Source organism: Corynebacterium sp. H127 (assembly GCF_037482665.1).
Classification (GTDB): domain Bacteria; phylum Actinomycetota; class Actinomycetes; order Mycobacteriales; family Mycobacteriaceae; genus Corynebacterium.
In genome coordinates this window covers 1-15768 of sequence record NZ_JBBHKY010000001.1, presented here as the reverse complement: position 1 = coordinate 15768, position 15768 = coordinate 1, and the positions used below count along the sequence as shown (strand labels likewise).

The following is a 15768-nucleotide window of genomic DNA, read 5'->3' as shown; positions in this document are numbered from 1 at the left end:
ATGGGCATCATGACTGAGAACACCGGAAACACTGCCCGCGCTCACATCGGGGTTGTTGGTTTGGCCGTCATGGGCTCGAACCTGGCTCGCAACTTCGCATCACGTGGCCACACTGTCGCCGTCTTTAACCGCTCTTACGAGAAGACCGCAGTGCTCATGCACGAGTTTGGAGCCGACGGCGACTTTATCCCGGCAAAGACGATCGAAGAGTTCGTCGCTTCCCTGGAACGCCCCCGTCGCGCCATCATCATGGTGCAGGCCGGTGCCGCAACCGACGCAGTGATCAACCAGCTTGCCGACGCCATGGAGCCCGGCGACATCATCATCGACGGCGGAAACGCGCTGTACACCGACACGATTCGTCGTGAAAAGGAAATCTCCGCTCGTGGCCTGCACTTCGTGGGCGCTGGGATTTCCGGCGGCGAAGAAGGCGCACTGAACGGTCCCGCGATCATGCCAGGCGGCCCTAAAGAATCTTATGAGTCCCTTGGCCCGCTGCTGGAGTCCATTGCTGCAGTCGTCGATGGTGTTCCGTGCTGCACCCACATCGGAGCCGACGGCGCTGGACACTTTGTGAAGATGGTCCACAACGGCATCGAATACGCCGACATGCAGGTCATCGGCGAGGCCTACCACCTGCTGCGCTATGCCGCGAACATGGAGCCTGCCGAGATCGCAGCGGTGTTCAAGGAATGGAACACCGGCGATCTGGACTCCTACCTGGTAGAAATCACCGCTGAGGTGCTGTCCCAGGTGGATGCAGAAACGGGCAAGCCGCTTATCGACGTCATTGTCGATGCCGCTGGCCAAAAGGGCACCGGCCGTTGGACAGTGAAAGCCGCATTGGATCTCGGCATCGCTACCACTGGCATCGGTGAAGCCGTGTTCGCCCGCGCGCTCTCCGGTGCACGCTCGCAGCGCGCCGCGACGATGGGCAACCTGCCAACCGGCGAATTGAGCTCTTTGGAAGCGCTCGGAACTGATCGCGAGCAGTTCATCGAAGATGTCCGCCGTGCGCTCTACGCCTCCAAGCTGGTGGCTTATGCCCAAGGCTTCGATGAGATCAAGGCCGGTGCTCTGGAGAACGGCTGGGATGTGGATCCTCGTGACCTGGCTACCATCTGGCGTGGCGGCTGCATCATCCGCGCTAAGTTCCTCAACCGCATCAAGGAGGCATACGACACCAACCCGGATGTCGAGTCCCTGTTGCTCGACCCATATTTCAATGGCGAAATGGCAAACTTGATGGATTCTTGGCGTCGCGTGGTAGTTGCCTCGACCCAACTCGGCCTGCCTATCCCGGTCTTCGCCTCTTCCCTGTCATACTATGACTCCCTGCGTGCAGAGCGATTGCCAGCAGCCCTCATCCAGGGCCAGCGCGATTTCTTCGGCGCACACACCTACGAGCGCACCGACAAGTCGGGCCACTTCCACACCCTGTGGAGCGGCGATCGCTCTGAAATTGAGGCTTAAAACCTGTTGAATACCTTTTCCGACCTTGGTCTGCCAGTTCCTATTGTTCAGGAGCTGAACAATCAAGGCATCACCGCCCCGTTCCCGATCCAGGAAGCCGCTATCCCCAACGCTTTGGCGGGGCGGGACATCCTGGGCCGTGGCCCTACGGGTTCCGGTAAAACTTTTACCTTCGGCCTGCCGATGCTCACTCGGCTATCCCAGAGCGGTTCATCCCGGCCGAAACATCCGCGTGGCTTGATCCTCGCACCCACCCGCGAACTCGCTGCGCAGATCCAACAGCGTCTCGAACCGTTGGCTGCCACTCTAGGGCTGCGGATTATCGACGTCGTTGGTGGCGTAGCCATCAGCCGCAACATCAAGGCATTGAGCCGACCGGTAGACATTTTGGTGGCTACCCCGGGCCGCGCCCAGGACCTCATCAACCAGAAGCAGCTGTTTTTCGACGCCGTGGACATCACCGCCGTCGACGAAGCAGACCACATGGCTGACATGGGCTTCCTGCCCCAGGTTCGTAAGCTGCTAGATCTGACACCCGCGCAGGGGCAACGCTTGCTGTTCTCTGCGACGCTTGATGGTGACGTCGATAAGCTGGTAAAGCGCTACCTGCACGACCCGGTGACTCACTCGACCGCGCCTGTGGAGGCGTCGGTAGACACGATGACGCACTACCGCCTGCTGTGTGGCGACCGTGATCAGCGTGGCGAGGTCGTGCTGCAGATCGCGGCCCGCGAAGGCAAAACGATCATGTTCATGCGGACCAAGCATGGTGTGGACCGCCAGGTGAAGAAGCTGCGTCGCGTCGGCATCAACGCCGTCGGAATTCATGGTGACAAGGGCCAAAACACTCGCATCGCAGCGATCGAGGGTTTCACCTCCGGAGATGTACCCGTGTTGGTTGCCACCGACATCGCGGCCCGCGGTATCGACATTTCGGGGGTCTCGCTGGTGGTGCACATCGATCCGCCCGCCGAGCACAAGGCTTATCTGCACCGCTCGGGACGTACCGCGCGTGCGGGAACTTCCGGAGCCGTCGTCACGTTAGTCATGAGTGAGCAGCGTAAGGAAGTGGACACTTTGGTAAACAAGGCTGGAGTCTCCGCCCCGGAGGTCGATGTCCTCGCCCACCCTGGCAAGCTCGTCGATATTACGGGGGCGCGTCGCCCTAGTGGCACAGCCTTGCCTACACCAGGCCAGCAACAGCCAAGGAAGGCTGCAACCGGCCAGGGTGGTTCCGCTCCTCGACGTCGCACCAAGAAAACCCCGATCGCAACGCCACGTGGTCAAAAGGCCGCACCGCGTCGCAGTAAACGCAGATAAAGGACACCTCGCCCGCTACACATGGACATATTCATCAGCATCGTTTCACTGCTCGGATTCATCGCGCTGACCGCGGGAACCGGACTCTTTGTTGCCATCGAGTTTGCGCTCAGTGGTCTCGAGCGATCTGCGGTGGAAGAGCATGTGCGCATGAAGGACGACGGTCTAGCCCGCGCGGTCCAGCGCGACCATAACAACCTCTCCTTCGTGCTTTCGGGCGCCCAGCTGGGCATCACGATCACCACCCTGGCTACTGGTTTCCTTGCGGAGCCCATCCTGGCCCGTTACTTCACGCCCGTGCTCAAACTGGTGGGATTGGGTGAGTCCGTTGCTACGGCAGCAGCGCTGGTCATCGCGATGATCGTGGCGACGCTGCTGTCCATGGTCTACGGCGAACTAGTACCTAAGAACTATGCCATCACCGAGCCGCTTCGGGCTGCCCGCTTTGCTAGCCGGCCTGTGCATGCCTTCAACATGGTGTTCAAATGGTTCATCGTCGGCATGAATTCCACTGCGAATGCGGTGCTGCGCAAATTCAACATCGAACCTGCTGATGAGTTGGCATCCGCCCGCTCCGCAGAAGAACTGCAGTCCTTGGTGCGTAACTCGGTGGAGCACGGAGAATTCGACCAGTCCAAAGCACGACTGGTGAATAACTCCCTGCAATTCGGCGAATCCAGCGCAGAAGACTTTATGACTCCGCGCTCGAAAATCGAAGCGTTGAGCGTAGACGATACCGTGGCGGATCTGCTGGAATTGGCCCGGGATACCGGACATTCCCGCTTCCCCGTCATCGACGGAGACCTCGATGACACTATCGGTGTCGTGCACGTCAAGAATGCTTTTGCAGTGCCCGTCGAGAAGCGGGCGACGGTGACGCTGCGCTCAATCGCACGCCCGGTGCCCGTCATCCCCGCCAGTCTCGACGGCGATTCCGTCCTGGAGGCTGTACGCTCGGCGGGCTCGCAGGTGGTGCTCGTAGCGGACGAATACGGCGGCACTGCCGGCTTGGTGACCATCGAGGACGTGGTCGAAGAGATCCTCGGCGAGGTCTATGACGAATACGATGACGCGGAGGCCGAACGTGACTTCGTTCGCGACGGCGCCGCCTGGACTGTTTCCGGGTTAGCCCGCATCGATGACATTCCGGAAACCATCGGCTATTACCCACCCGAGGGACCTTATGAGAGCCTCGGCGGGCTAATCATGACAGTCCTCGGCCGGATCCCCGAGGAAGGCGATCTAGTGGTGCTGCCGGATGCGGGCAATGACGCCTTCAACGAGTTTGAGTCCGGTATCCGCGGCAGGTGGACCGCGCTCGTGTTGGCGATGGACGGTCGCCGAGTCGACCGGGTCACCATCCAGCCGATCTCCAATGAACGCGCCGAGGAGCTGACACGATGAGTTTCACATCCGCTATCGCGCTGACCGTATTCTTGCTCGCGCTCAACGCCTTCTTCGTGGGCGCCGAATTCTCCCTGATCACCTCTCGCCGCGATCGCTTGGAAGCCCTCATCGCCCAGGGTAAGGGACGCGCCCGCCAGGTCCTAGCGGCCTCCGAAGACCTTTCGATGATGCTCGCCGGCGCCCAATTCGGCATCACCATCGCCTCGCTGATCCTCGGTAAAGTCGGCGAACCGGCGATCGCCCACCTCATCGAGGTTCCTTTCCACGCCGCCGGGCTACCCGACGCCCTGCTGCATCCCCTCTCCTTTGCGATTGCTCTACTCATCGTCACGATTCTGCACATTCTCTTCGGCGAGATGGTGCCTAAGAACATCGCGATCGCCGGCCCCGAGACAGTCGCTATGATGCTCGTTCCAGCACATATCCTCTTTGTGAAGTTCACCCGTCCGTTGCTGCATGCCATGAATTCCATGGCCCGACTGACACTCAAAATCTTCGGAGTGGAGCAACGCGATGAGCTCGACTCCACCGTCAACCAGCAGGAACTGGCCTCCATGATCCGGGAGTCCCGTTCGGAGGGGCTGCTGGATGCCGAGGAATCCGCCCGCCTGACTAAGGCACTGCGCTCCGATGCCCGCAGCATCAACGAGGTGCTCATCCCTATTGAGAACGCACGGATGCTGAGCTTTGGCACCACGGGGCCATCGCTGGGCGCGCTCATGGACGCTGTCAATGCCACCGGATACTCGCGCTTCCCAGTGACTGCCAAGGGCGGTAATCCCGTCGGATACGTGCACGTGAAGGACATCCTAGACCGTCTCGACGGCACCCAGGCCGAGCGCGATACCATCCTGCCACGAGCAAGTCTGCGCCCGTTGACCACGCTCGCAGCCAACACCTCACTCGATGAAGCGATGGCCACCATGCGCAAGCGCCGCGCCCACATGGCGCAGGTGCGAGACTCCGGCCAACTCATCGGCCTGATCACCCTCGAGGACCTCATCGAGGAATACGTGGGCACCGTTCGCGATGGGACGCATAAGGGTGCTTGAGTTACTTGAGCCGGCCCAGTGGCAACAGTTGCAGCAAGAACACCAGGATCGCGCGGAAGCACTGACGCGGGAGCACCTGCGGCGTCGTAAAGCGGGCGAAACTCACCCGGTGTGGGACTTCCTGTTCAACTACTACCCGATCAAACCGGCGATTCTGGCGCGTTGGCACCCGGGTATCGGCCGCGCGCTGCTTATCGACGTCAAAAGCCCGCCCCCACACCTAGACTGGCGCGACTACTGCCAGATCGAGACAGATGCTGGACCCGCAGTGACCGCCGATATCGCGGCCTTGCATGCGCGCCGGGGCGAATCCTTTGAGTTTATTGCGAAACTGCTCCGGCGTACGCAGGACAATCCCGCGCATTTCGATTGCTTCGGACTGCACGAATGGGCCATGGTGTACCGAACCGAGCAACCTCGGCACTCACTCCCCTTGCGTCTGGGCCCGGAAGGAACAGCCCGGGTGGTGGAATCTCACAGCATTCGTTGCACTCATTACGATGCTTTCCGATTCTTCACCGAACCGGCCCGACCACTAAATTTCCGGGTGCTCAATCGCACTGACCAGGTCGAGTGCGAGCAGCGCGGCTGCTTGCACGCCGGGATGGACCTGTACAAGTGGGCGTACAAGCTCGGCCCGCTGGTTGCCGGGGATATCTGGCTGGATGCCTTCGAACTAGCGCGCGACATCCGCCAGCTGGATATGGAGGCCTCTGCCTACGATTGCCGTAGCCTCGGTCTGGGGATGGTGCCTATTGAAACCCCAGCTGGCAAGGCCGAATACGTGACACGCCAGCGCGCCCTCAGTGACTCTGCGGGCCCAATCAGGCAATATCTTATTAATGCATTAGACAGATTCAGCGTCGAAGCCGGGAGTTAAGTACATGGGTCGCCACAGTTCAGACAATCGCACCAGCGGAGTTGCCAAAGAGCTCATCTATGGTGTGATTGCCGTCGTTGTGGTCATCGCGCTCCTGGCAGCGTGGTTCCTCGTGCGTGGCAAGTCCGCCGATTCTCACGACAATAAAGCGCTGTGCCCCGCCGGCGACCTCAGTGTTCCCTTCGCCCTCCTCGGCGAGACGAAGGCCGCCACGAAGCTGCAGGACGAGTTCATCGCAACGCATCCGATGGTGCAGGACTATTGCATCACTGGCTTCAGCGAAGCTCCCCTGACGGAAGCAGCACTGGTCTACAGCAATGACAGCGATGCTGGGACGAAAGCGCAGCTAGCAGCTGCACAGCAGTCTGCTGCCAGCAGCGACTGGCCCATTGTCTCACTGAGCGATATTGGAATCGCGGCGCCGCAGAGCTACCTGGATAAAAACAAACTGGAGTCCTGGGAGCAAGTACGCGATGTGGCCTTCCTGAAGGAACAACCGCTCGCCGCCGCTATCGCAGCAAAGGCCATGCAGGATGATGCCCCTCAGCTGGTGGCCCGCGACCAGGCGGTGGCGAAGAAGCAAGCAATCATCACTCCGAATGAGGATCTTCCTGCTGGTTATTCCTTCCAGGCGCCTCAGAATCCATCAGTGTTCAGCGTGCCAAACCGAGCTTTGGCTGTGAATCCTTCCTCCGCTACCAGTGAGGAGAAGGCGCGCGCGGCCGCCGAGTTTGTTCGCTATGCGGAAGAGCACTCCGCGAAGGTGGAGGGCCCAGCAGCGGATACGATTGCGGCCGCCGTCGCTGGACCTGCAACGCCTGCGGCACCAGCCACCACTACGCCAGCAGCCCAGAGCAAGGTATCTAATACGCTGGTCGTCCTGGACACCTCCGAGGGCATCAACCCGGTGTTCCCGGCAGTCTCTACCGCCCTGGCGGATAGGATTCGGAAGATTGGTGCCGCGGGCGCGCAAGTGGGCTTGTGGAACTATTCCTCGCCAATGTCCCCTGGTGTCACCCGCGGATGGCGGCCAAATGTCGGTCTGGAAGATACCAGCCGCGGTGAGAACGCCGCCACGGCGGTCACCCGCTTCGGAACTGGCGGTAAGCCGCTGACGCATGCGACGTTGGTGAGTGCGCTGCAGACCGCGCAGGATTATGCGAAGGAAAGCAACAAGCCGCAGAAGGTAGTCTTTGTCACCACTGGCACGGCAGATGCCGGTGCTGCCGGGCAATTGGATTCCGCATTGGCAGGCATCGATACCACCAAGGTGCAGCTCCAGGTGGTACACGTGGGCGATGGCGAAGTGGATAAGGAACTCAGCGACTGGGCTAGCTCACATGGTGGCGCCGCAGCCGTCGCTAGCAAGGACGCGGAATTCGGTCCGGCGTTGGACAAGGCCTTCGGTAACTAATTCCTTAACTACAGCAAAAGCCACCGCCTTCCCCAGGGAGTTAACAAGGAAGGCGGTGGCTTTATCGTTGCTGCGGGTACTTAGCTTACGACGCGGCGACGACGACGTGCGGCAAGCTCGTCCGTGATAGAAGCGGTCTCGACGTCGACACGCTCGGAAGGGAAGGCAGAAATAGTGCCAGTAAGTTCCTTCATGATTCCCGGTACGGCGATACCAAAGACGCCCTGTCCGCCACCGAGCAGGTCAATGACCTCTTCGCTGGAACGGCACTCATACACGGTGGTGCCGTCGGAGACGAGCGTGATGTTGGCGAGGTCTTCCACGCCGAGGTCACGCAGCTTATCGACGGCCAGTCGGATGTTTTGCAGGGAGATACCAGTATCGAGCAGCCCCTTGACGATCTTCAGGACCAGGATGTCCTTGAAGGAGTACAGGCGCTGGGAACCGGAGCCGTGCGCACCGCGGATAGTGGGAACAACCAGCTTGGTGCGTGCCCAGTAATCGAGCTGGCGGTAAGTGATTCCGGCGACCTGGCAAGCGATCGGTACGCGGTAGCCGACCTCCTGGTCGGGGCCGACGTCGAACAGCGAACCCTGCACGGCGCGCTCTTCGAATTCTGCGGTGCGGTTATCCACGTAATTTCTCCCTTGTAATTATTTGCTCGTCGCAATACCACTTATCTTTAAGCAAGGTTAGACCAACGTCAAGTGTTCACCACCAGACACGCCCTAAACTTCAACCTCAAGTTTAGAGTTTAGGCCTAATGGGTCACTCTGTCACCTTTAATCACAGGCGTGTCATTAGTTTTCTCCTTTAACAAACAAAAAACCTGCCCACAGGCAGGTCACATGGTGATTCGACAAGAATTACTCATCGCCGAGTAAATCATCCTCGGATACGCCCAAACTGCGCATCAGCTCTTCAAAGTCGGCATCTGCTTGCGCGTCGCCGAAGGAAGATTCCTCCCCTACTTCGGGTGCCTCCATAACCAAATCGAAATAGGAAGCAAGATCCGGGGCCGATACAAAGAGCGACGTTTGGTTCAAGACATCCTCGTCCACCAAGACCGGCGCCTGCACGATCCGAGCAATCACCAAGGCATCGCTCGCACGGGCATCGACCTCATCGCCATTAAGCAACACGATTGAAGCAATGAACACACCCTGGTGCTGACTGACAATACGGATCTCAGATACACCGCCACCCTGTTGCTGGTAGGCATCCACCAACAAGTCATAAGCATTAGGACGTCGTGGCGACATTCCGGAGTCGCGGATATCAAGCTCATCAGCTACCGCGGCGGCGATCCACATCGGAAGCACCAAACCACGATCGAGCCATTGTAGGAGCACGCAAGGAAACATCTCCGGCCCAATGGGCGTGACGCCACCGAACTCAACGGGAAGGAATGCCATAACTTTGGCCCTTAACCCAGCTGGTCGCGCAAAGAGCTCTTGACGAGCGAGGCATGCAAAGAAACGACGAGAGCCGTCAGCTGCTGGGAGAGTTCTTCCGCGCGCTCGCGAGCCGTATCACTCTTAGACTGCGCGATCGGACCAGCTACCTGGGCGATGAGATCAGCCTGACGCTGGGCCGTATTTCGCAGGGAGCGCAGCTGCCGCACGTCAAAGCCGAATTCTTCCAGCGCAGCACAGGTGGACACCACCCGCACATCATCCGCGGTAAAAAATCCCGAACGGTCGCCACGGATCAAACCAGCAGCAGCGATAGTCGCAACCACCTCGGCGGTTACTCCCGCTTGCTCTGCAACATCGTCATTGGTCAGGCGGGCAGCGCCGGGCGCCCGGAAGTTATCCGGGCTGATGATCGGGCTGGCTTCTTTGGCGCTCAGCAGTGTAGTGACCGTGCCATTGTCCATCGCGTCGAGTTGCTCGCGGATCACCTTCAGCGGCAAGTAGTTGTCGCGCTGGGTCACCAAGATGTAGCGCAAGCGCTCCACGTCGGCCTCGGTGAAGCGTCGATAGCCGGAGGCGGTTCGTTGCGGGGCCACCAAGCCTTCCGATTCTAGGAACCGGATCTTAGAGACGGTGATGTCATCGAATTCTTGCTGCAAGCGGTCTAGCACCACACCGATAGACATCGTCTTCGGAGTCTTCGAGGTTTTAGATGCCCGTGCTGCCGCGGCCGACCTGGCGGGCTTCGGAGCTCGAGCTGCAGCTGCTGATGATGCTGGCTGAGTTACTGCGCTCACGCGTCACTTCACTTCGTGTGCTCGTAGGGACAGGGGACAATCGGCGCAAGGGACCAGCTTTTAAGCTGCGCCACGCGTGCGCCGATGAAAAGAAATCCTAGGCCTTAGGGCCAGCGAGGAAAACCAAGCGGAACTTGCCAATCTGAACCTCGTCCCCAGTGGAAAGCACCTGGGAGTTCTTTGGCTCACGGTTCACATAGGTGCCGTTGAGGGATCCGACGTCCACAACCTCGAACTCGCCATCATTCATACGGAACTCTGCATGGCGACGAGAAACAGTCACATCATCCAGGAAGATATCGGACTCTGGGTGACGGCCTGCAGTGGTCGTGGCCTGATCCAAGAGGAAGCGAGAACCAGCATTCGGACCACGCTTAACCACTAACAGCGCTGCACCTGCAGGAAGATTGTCGTTACCCGCCACAGCTGGAGTGGAGCTCGCGCCGGATTCCATTTCCTTCAACAGGTCAGCACGAAAAACAGAGGTGGTCTCGACTGTTGCGTCAGGAATACCGGTGTTGTCGCTCATTATTCTTAAACCTCCGGGTTTGGATTACACCTACTAAGTAATGGCTCCATCATAGCGGGTGTTCCTACCCGTGGTGCACCACATGCCCTCCGAAACTGCCGAAAACTGGACTTTCCGCAGCTCAATTGAACATAGATCGAAAGCCATTAACCAGAGAACTTCCCGTTTCAGCGAGTGGATTGTCTCCCACCATGTAGGTCCACGTGGCGGATGGGCGAACCAAACCGGCGTTTTCGAGGTGGGCACCATCGGCGTCGATAAGCACCGTGCGGAAGGTGTCCGTGCTGTTGTCGACGGCCGCCTGCGCCAACTGCTTGAACTCGGTGACAGCAATGCGGTGGAACTCGTCGAGCGGCGTTTCGCGAGCGATGGCCCGCAGATGAATGGACTCGCGGACATCGTCGAGCAAGGCCAAGTGATCACTCCAGGAACGATCCAGGTGGAAGAGCATGATCTCACGGGTGGCCTGCTCCAGCACCGACTGTGGCAGCCCGCTCAGAGCCGCAGCTCGCTCCGGGGCACGCTCGGCGAGCTCCTCCCAGGCGCGTGGGGTATCCAGCAACGCTGCCCGACGTTCGTCGATGATCTGACGCTGGTCAGAAATCAGCTTGTTGTACTTCCAGGTCTGTGCGTGGATCTCCAGCAGCTGCCCTTCGGTAACCCGCTGGCAGTGATCCACGAATTGCTGCGCGCGCTTCGTATTAATCAGGCCGCTAGCATCCGGAGTGGCGGTGAGATTCTCCCCTTCCCCACCGCTGGCGACCACGTCATCCTCCAGCGACACAAAGAACAGCGAGCTACCCGGATCACCCTGACGGCCGGCGCGGCCCCGCAACTGGTTATCCAGGCGGGACGTGCGGTGTCGGCCGGTACCGATAACCGCCAAGCCTCCCAGCGCAACAACCTTATCCCGGTCGGCCTCGTCCGCACCGCCGAGGCGAATATCGGTACCGCGGCCGGCCATCTGCGTGGACACTGTCACCCGCCCGATATCGCCAGCCTCCGCGATGATGCGGGCCTCCTCGGCATCATTCTTAGCGTTGAGCACGGAGGTTTCGATGTCGAACTCCGCCAAGGCGGCGGCAAGCCCCTCCGACTCGGCGACATCGTGTGTACCCACGAGCACCGGCTGGCCGGTGGCGCTCAGACGACGAATCTCGGCGACAATGGCGCGATTCTTCTCCTCCGTCGTGGCGTAGATGCAGTCAGCTTGGTCGAAACGCTGCAACTCACGGTTGCGATCAATGACGGAAACATGCAGCCCATAGAATTGACGCAGCTGATCAGTGGCCTCCACCGCAGTGCCGGTCATGCCGCACACCAGCGGATAGCGCCCCATCAGTGCTTGCAGAGTAATCGAGTCCAGGATCCGGCCGCCGTCCGTCACAGCCAGCCCTTCCTTAGCTTCCACGGCGGCCTGAATCCCATCGGGCCAGCGCTGCAAATCCGCAACGCGCCCCTTGGAGGCGTCGATGAGCTGCACCTTGCCGTCGCGAACGATGTAGTGGACATCGCGGATGAGCAGGGCGCGGGCATGCAGCGCCAGGTTGACGTGCACGAGTGTGGTGCCGACGTGCTCGTCGTCGAAAAGCGAGTCGATGCCCAGTGCCTGTTCCACGCGACGTGCGCCCTCGTCGGTGAGGAAGGCGTTGCGGCCGTCGGAGTCAATCGTGAAGTCACGCTGTTCCACCAAGGTGCGCACCACCTGCGTGATCTGCCCGGTCGGCGCGGTGCCGGGTTCAGAACCTGCGAGCACCAGGGGTACCAGCGCTTCGTCGACCAGCACTGAGTCCGCCTCATCGACGATCGCGACGTCCGCGCCACGCTGTACAGCCTGGCGTCGGGAGGTGATCAGTTGATCGCGCAGCACGTCAAAGCCGATTTCATTGACCGGCCCATAAACGATGTCGCACTTGTATGCTTCTCGACGTGCCACCGCATCCATCTGCTCGGTGATGCTGGCAACTGTCAGCCCGAAGAACTCCATGAGCGGACGGTTCCACTCAGCATCGCGATGCGCGAGATAATCATTGACGGTAATCGAATGCACGCGCTTGCCCATGAGCGCATAACCGGTTGCTGCCATCGCCCCGACCAGGGTCTTCCCCTCACCGGTGGCCATATGCACCACATCGCCCTCCAAGAGGCGCAGCGTCGCCTGAGACTGCACAGCAAAGGGCTGAATCCCCAGGGTCCGCTTGGTAGCGATGCCGAGGATCGCCAAGAATTCCGCAGGATCGCTGAGCTCACCCGTCGACGTCACATCGCGCGCCCGCTGCGCCAACGCGGCATCATCGAGCTGCTCTAAAGCATTAGCGGCGGCTTGCGCCTTATCGACGATCGCCTGACTCCGCTTCTGGTTGCGCCCAGACTTTCCACCTAGCGCCTTCCACAGCCAATCCATCGCGACACCCTCTTTTCTCAAGCCATTGCTTATCCCCACAACTCTAACGCAGCTGGGCAGGACACCGGTGCGATCACTGCCGCGAGACTTTGATTAGGATTAGCGGGGATTACCCCCACTGTCTTGATCCATAGGTAGATGAAAGGACGCTACTGTCAAGTGCATTCCATCAGCGTTTCCTTCCCGAGCAGCGCCGGCTACAAAATCGCCGGCACCGTCGACATGCCCGAGACCACGCCCTTGGCCTGGGCAATGTTCTCGCACTGCTTCGCAGGCAGCCGCTTCACCCCAGCGGCATCTCGCACCTCCAAATGGCTAGCCGAACATGGCATCGCCTGTCTCCGCTTCGACTACCCCGGCCTCGGCCAATCTGAAGGCGACTTTGCAGATTCCTCCTTCACAATGAATGTGGCCGACCTGCAAGCCGCCGCCCAGTGGCTTGCCGAGAACTATCAAGCCCCACAGTTGCTGATCGGCCACTCCCTCGGTGGCGCAGTGGCGATTAAGGCTGCAAAGGATATGGCGTCGATACGCGCGGTTGCCACCATGGGCGCGCCTTTCGACCCCGCCCACTCCGTGCTGCACTTTGCCGACAAAATCGGCGAGGTGGACGAAAACGGCGCGGTACCAGTGACCTTGGGCGGCCGGGAAATCACGATTTCTCGCCCCTATCTGGAAGACCTCGCGGAGATTAACCCGGAGGAGTACATCGGCCGGCTCCGCAAGCCACTCCTGATCCTGCACTCCCCGGTCGACCAGACCGTCGGTATTGATTCTGCGCAGAAGATCTATCTGGTCGCGCGCTACCCGAAGTCCCTGGTCTCGCTGGATAAGGTCGACCATCTGATGACCCGCGAGGGTGCCGCGCAACATGCCGCCAGCATGATTTACACGTGGTTTAAGAAGTACCTTCCAGAGCCACAGCGCCCTGACCTGCCGGAGGCTGTCGCCGAGGCGCGCTCAACCCGCTCGACGAAGATGAGCGCCGTGGTAGCCACCGGCTCGCGCGAGCTCTTCACCGACCAACCGCGTTCCGGCGGCGGCAAAGACCTTGACATCTCCCCTACCTCATTGTTTGTCTCCGCGCTGGCTAGCGACGCCAATAATGCAGTGCGTGCCGCGGCGCAGGAACACCGGATTCGCGGCCTCGAGGACGTGCAGGTAACTGTGTCTGCATCGAATGGCGCCATCGAGCGGGAAGTCACCCTTGTCGGAGAGCTTTCAGACAGCGAACGTGCCACATTGGCTGCCGCGGTGGGCACTGGGGCCGTCGGTACGCTGCTCGGTGCTACCGTCAAGGACACCCTGCGGTGATCACTCACGACGCCCGTTGCCCCTGCGGGATCGGGTTAAGCTACGGCGAATGCTGCGCTCGCTACCACCGCGGGGCCACTGCACCTACTGCAGAAGCCCTGATGCGCTCGCGCTACACGGCCTTTGTCGTGCACGACGAGGACTATTTGTTGCGCACCTGGCATCCCGATACCAGGCCGAGCACCTTGGGTTTCGATGACACCGTGCAGTTCTACCGTCTCGACATCGTGGCCTGCGAAGGCGGCGGGCCACTCGATTCCGTTGGCGCCGTCGATTTCGAAGCCCACTTCCGCATTGGCGAGCAACGCGGAAGCCAGCAGGAACACTCCAGTTTCGCCAAGGTCAACGGATCCTGGCTCTATGTTGAGGAAGGCTAAACCTTGTCCCTAATCACCGTCTCTGCAGTGCTCCTTCGCGATGCAGCCGGCTGCATCCTCACCGTGCGCAAACGCGGCACCTCCTTGTTCATGTTCCCAGGCGGCAAACCAGAACCCGGAGAGACGGCAGAGGAAGCTGCGCGCAGGGAAGTTCGCGAGGAGCTGGGCCTGCAGCTCAGTTCTTTGCGCTATGTCGGATCCTTCAGCGCCCCGGCTGCCAACGAAGCAGACCACACCGTGTCCGCCGAGGTGTTCAGCGCTGTCAGTGTCGCAGAGCCACTGCCAGCTGCTGAGATTGAAGAAATGGCGTGGGTGGATCCAGCCGATCCACACGTCCCGCTGGCACCGCTGCTCGCCCAGCAGGTCTTCCCGATTCTGCCTGCGCCAGTGCGCGCCATCACCGTTTTCTGCGGCTCCGCCCACGGCAACTCCCCTGCCTACTCCAGCGCCGCGAAGGCACTCGGCACCGCGATGGCAGAAAACGGACTTGTATTGGTCTACGGCGGCGGCAAAGTCGGGCTCATGGGCGACATTGCCGACGCACACATCGCCGCAGGTGGTACTAGCCACGGGATCATCCCGCAGGGACTTGCTGACAAGGAACTCGCACATCCGGGCGTAAGCAACCTAGAAATAGTCACCACCATGCACGAACGTAAGGCCCGTATGGCTGAGCTTGGCGACGCCTTCGTGGCCATGCCCGGTGGCGCAGGCACCTTGGAAGAACTATTCGAGGCCTGGGTCTGGCAGATCCTCGGCATCCACCACATGCCGGTGGCCCTCTATGGACGCGACTTCTGGGCGCCACTGATGACCATGTTGGAGAAGATGCGCGATCAAGGGTTCATCGACGCCGCCTTCGTGGACGCGCTCATCGTCGTTGATAACCCCGATGAGCTGCTGCGCAGCATCCACTCCTGGACACCACCCGCGGCGAAGTGGTCCTAGCGTTGTCATTCGGGTCGGGCGATTTAGTTGAATTACCCGACCCGAATGTTTTTCAAAATCGGCGAATGTTGTAGCCTAGAATTCGTTGCTTTTCTTAAAGGCGACAACGGGCTGTGGCGCAGTTTGGTAGCGCACTTGACTGGGGGTCAAGGGGTCGTCGGTTCGAATCCGGTCAGCCCGACATCATAAACACTATCTGACGTGCTCGGATGGTGTTTTTTCTTTGACCGTTTTACAGTCCCCAAAGATTGCTAGGGCACGTTTACGGCACGCTTTGATTTGGTGCAAGCTTGTTTAGGACTGCCGTGTAGTGAAGTGCCCCGGGTTTTGTTCCTAGGCGTTTGCCTTGATTTCTATTATTTCTTGTTCTGGGCTACTCATCCAAAATTCGTGCTCGACCTCAGCCGGCGTACGGTAGTCCAGGCTTTGGTGAAGTCG

Annotated in this window: 14 protein-coding genes and 1 tRNA gene; 10 read left to right on the top strand and 5 right to left on the bottom strand. The window is 60.1% G+C overall.

The window, feature by feature from the left end; all coding sequences use genetic code 11:
• Nucleotides 1-9 precede the first annotated feature (9 nt).
• The 6 genes from gndA to WG936_RS00050 are packed head-to-tail and all read left to right on the top strand — an operon-like array spanning nucleotide 10 to nucleotide 7546.
• On the top strand, nucleotides 10-1473 hold the full coding sequence (gndA, locus tag WG936_RS00075) for an NADP-dependent phosphogluconate dehydrogenase (protein WP_339563621.1): 1464 nt from the start codon (nucleotides 10-12) through the stop codon (nucleotides 1471-1473).
• A gap of 6 nt (nucleotides 1474-1479) precedes the next feature.
• Nucleotides 1480-2793 (top strand): DEAD/DEAH box helicase, encoded by a 1314-nt coding sequence (locus WG936_RS00070; RefSeq protein WP_339563622.1) that lies wholly within the window; start codon nucleotides 1480-1482, stop codon nucleotides 2791-2793.
• 21 nt (nucleotides 2794-2814) lie between these two features.
• Nucleotides 2815-4197, top strand: a complete 1383-nt coding sequence (locus WG936_RS00065) for a hemolysin family protein (RefSeq protein WP_339571761.1) — start codon at nucleotides 2815-2817, stop codon at nucleotides 4195-4197.
• Nucleotides 4194-5252: a hemolysin family protein gene (locus WG936_RS00060; protein ID WP_339571760.1), complete on the top strand. Its 1059-nt coding sequence runs from the start codon at nucleotides 4194-4196 to the stop codon at nucleotides 5250-5252. Before WG936_RS00065 ends, WG936_RS00060 begins: the two co-directional genes overlap by 4 nt.
• Complete coding sequence (locus WG936_RS00055; RefSeq protein WP_445227912.1) at nucleotides 5230-6132, top strand: 3-methyladenine DNA glycosylase; 903 nt, start codon at nucleotides 5230-5232, stop codon at nucleotides 6130-6132. Before WG936_RS00060 ends, WG936_RS00055 begins: the two co-directional genes overlap by 23 nt.
• A 4-nt stretch (nucleotides 6133-6136) precedes the next feature.
• Nucleotides 6137-7546, top strand: coding sequence for a vWA domain-containing protein (locus WG936_RS00050; RefSeq protein ID WP_339571758.1), 1410 nt, complete (start codon nucleotides 6137-6139; stop codon nucleotides 7544-7546).
• An 80-nt stretch (nucleotides 7547-7626) separates the two neighbouring features.
• Here WG936_RS00050 and WG936_RS00045 read toward each other — a convergent pair whose 3' ends face one another.
• From WG936_RS00045 to secA2, 5 genes are all read right to left on the bottom strand, one after another.
• Nucleotides 7627-8181: a MerR family transcriptional regulator gene (locus WG936_RS00045; RefSeq protein ID WP_339563627.1), complete on the bottom strand. Its 555-nt coding sequence runs from the start codon at nucleotides 8179-8181 to the stop codon at nucleotides 7627-7629.
• A 231-nt stretch (nucleotides 8182-8412) separates the two neighbouring features.
• A complete protein-coding gene (locus WG936_RS00040) occupies nucleotides 8413-8961 on the bottom strand; it encodes a bifunctional nuclease family protein (protein ID WP_339563628.1) in 549 nt (182 codons plus the stop codon).
• An 11-nt stretch (nucleotides 8962-8972) separates the two neighbouring features.
• Nucleotides 8973-9758, bottom strand: coding sequence for a transcriptional regulator FtsR (gene ftsR, locus WG936_RS00035; RefSeq protein WP_339571757.1), 786 nt, complete (start codon nucleotides 9756-9758; stop codon nucleotides 8973-8975).
• A 97-nt stretch (nucleotides 9759-9855) separates the two neighbouring features.
• Nucleotides 9856-10287, bottom strand: a complete 432-nt coding sequence (gene odhI / locus WG936_RS00030; RefSeq protein ID WP_339571756.1) for an oxoglutarate dehydrogenase inhibitor Odhl — start codon at nucleotides 10285-10287, stop codon at nucleotides 9856-9858.
• A gap of 121 nt (nucleotides 10288-10408) precedes the next feature.
• Nucleotides 10409-12691: an accessory Sec system translocase SecA2 gene (gene secA2 / locus WG936_RS00025; RefSeq protein WP_339571755.1), complete on the bottom strand. Its 2283-nt coding sequence runs from the start codon at nucleotides 12689-12691 to the stop codon at nucleotides 10409-10411.
• A 159-nt stretch (nucleotides 12692-12850) separates the two neighbouring features.
• Between secA2 and WG936_RS00020 the strand changes: the two genes are divergently transcribed.
• The 4 genes from WG936_RS00020 (at nucleotide 12851) to WG936_RS00005 (ending at nucleotide 15511) form a co-directional block, all read left to right on the top strand.
• Nucleotides 12851-14005: a bifunctional alpha/beta hydrolase/OsmC family protein gene (locus tag WG936_RS00020; protein ID WP_339563632.1), complete on the top strand. Its 1155-nt coding sequence runs from the start codon at nucleotides 12851-12853 to the stop codon at nucleotides 14003-14005.
• A complete protein-coding gene (locus WG936_RS00015; RefSeq protein WP_339563633.1) occupies nucleotides 14002-14382 on the top strand; it encodes a YchJ family protein in 381 nt (126 codons plus the stop codon). The genes WG936_RS00020 and WG936_RS00015 overlap by 4 nt, the downstream gene beginning before the upstream one ends.
• A gap of 3 nt (nucleotides 14383-14385) precedes the next feature.
• Nucleotides 14386-15330, top strand: coding sequence for a TIGR00730 family Rossman fold protein (locus tag WG936_RS00010; RefSeq protein ID WP_339563634.1), 945 nt, complete (start codon nucleotides 14386-14388; stop codon nucleotides 15328-15330).
• A gap of 107 nt (nucleotides 15331-15437) precedes the next feature.
• Nucleotides 15438-15511 (top strand) — tRNA-Pro (locus tag WG936_RS00005).
• Nucleotides 15512-15768: the final 257 nt, after the last annotated feature.

Excerpts from the sequence above, each read along its gene's own strand:
- WG936_RS00050 (WP_339571758.1), top strand. The coding sequence starts at position 6,137 with ATGGGTCGCCACAGTTCAGACAATCGCACCAGCGGAGTTGCCAAAGAG.
- gndA (WP_339563621.1), top strand. The coding sequence starts at position 10 with ATGACTGAGAACACCGGAAACACTGCCCGCGCTCACATCGGGGTTGTT.
- WG936_RS00040 (WP_339563628.1), bottom strand. The coding sequence starts at position 8,961 with ATGGCATTCCTTCCCGTTGAGTTCGGTGGCGTCACGCCCATTGGGCCG.
- odhI (WP_339571756.1), bottom strand. The coding sequence starts at position 10,287 with ATGAGCGACAACACCGGTATTCCTGACGCAACAGTCGAGACCACCTCT.
- WG936_RS00060 (WP_339571760.1), top strand. The coding sequence starts at position 4,194 with ATGAGTTTCACATCCGCTATCGCGCTGACCGTATTCTTGCTCGCGCTC.
- WG936_RS00055 (WP_445227912.1), top strand. The coding sequence starts at position 5,230 with ATGGGACGCATAAGGGTGCTTGAGTTACTTGAGCCGGCCCAGTGGCAA.
- secA2 (WP_339571755.1), bottom strand. The coding sequence starts at position 12,691 with ATGGATTGGCTGTGGAAGGCGCTAGGTGGAAAGTCTGGGCGCAACCAG.
- WG936_RS00065 (WP_339571761.1), top strand. The coding sequence starts at position 2,815 with ATGGACATATTCATCAGCATCGTTTCACTGCTCGGATTCATCGCGCTG.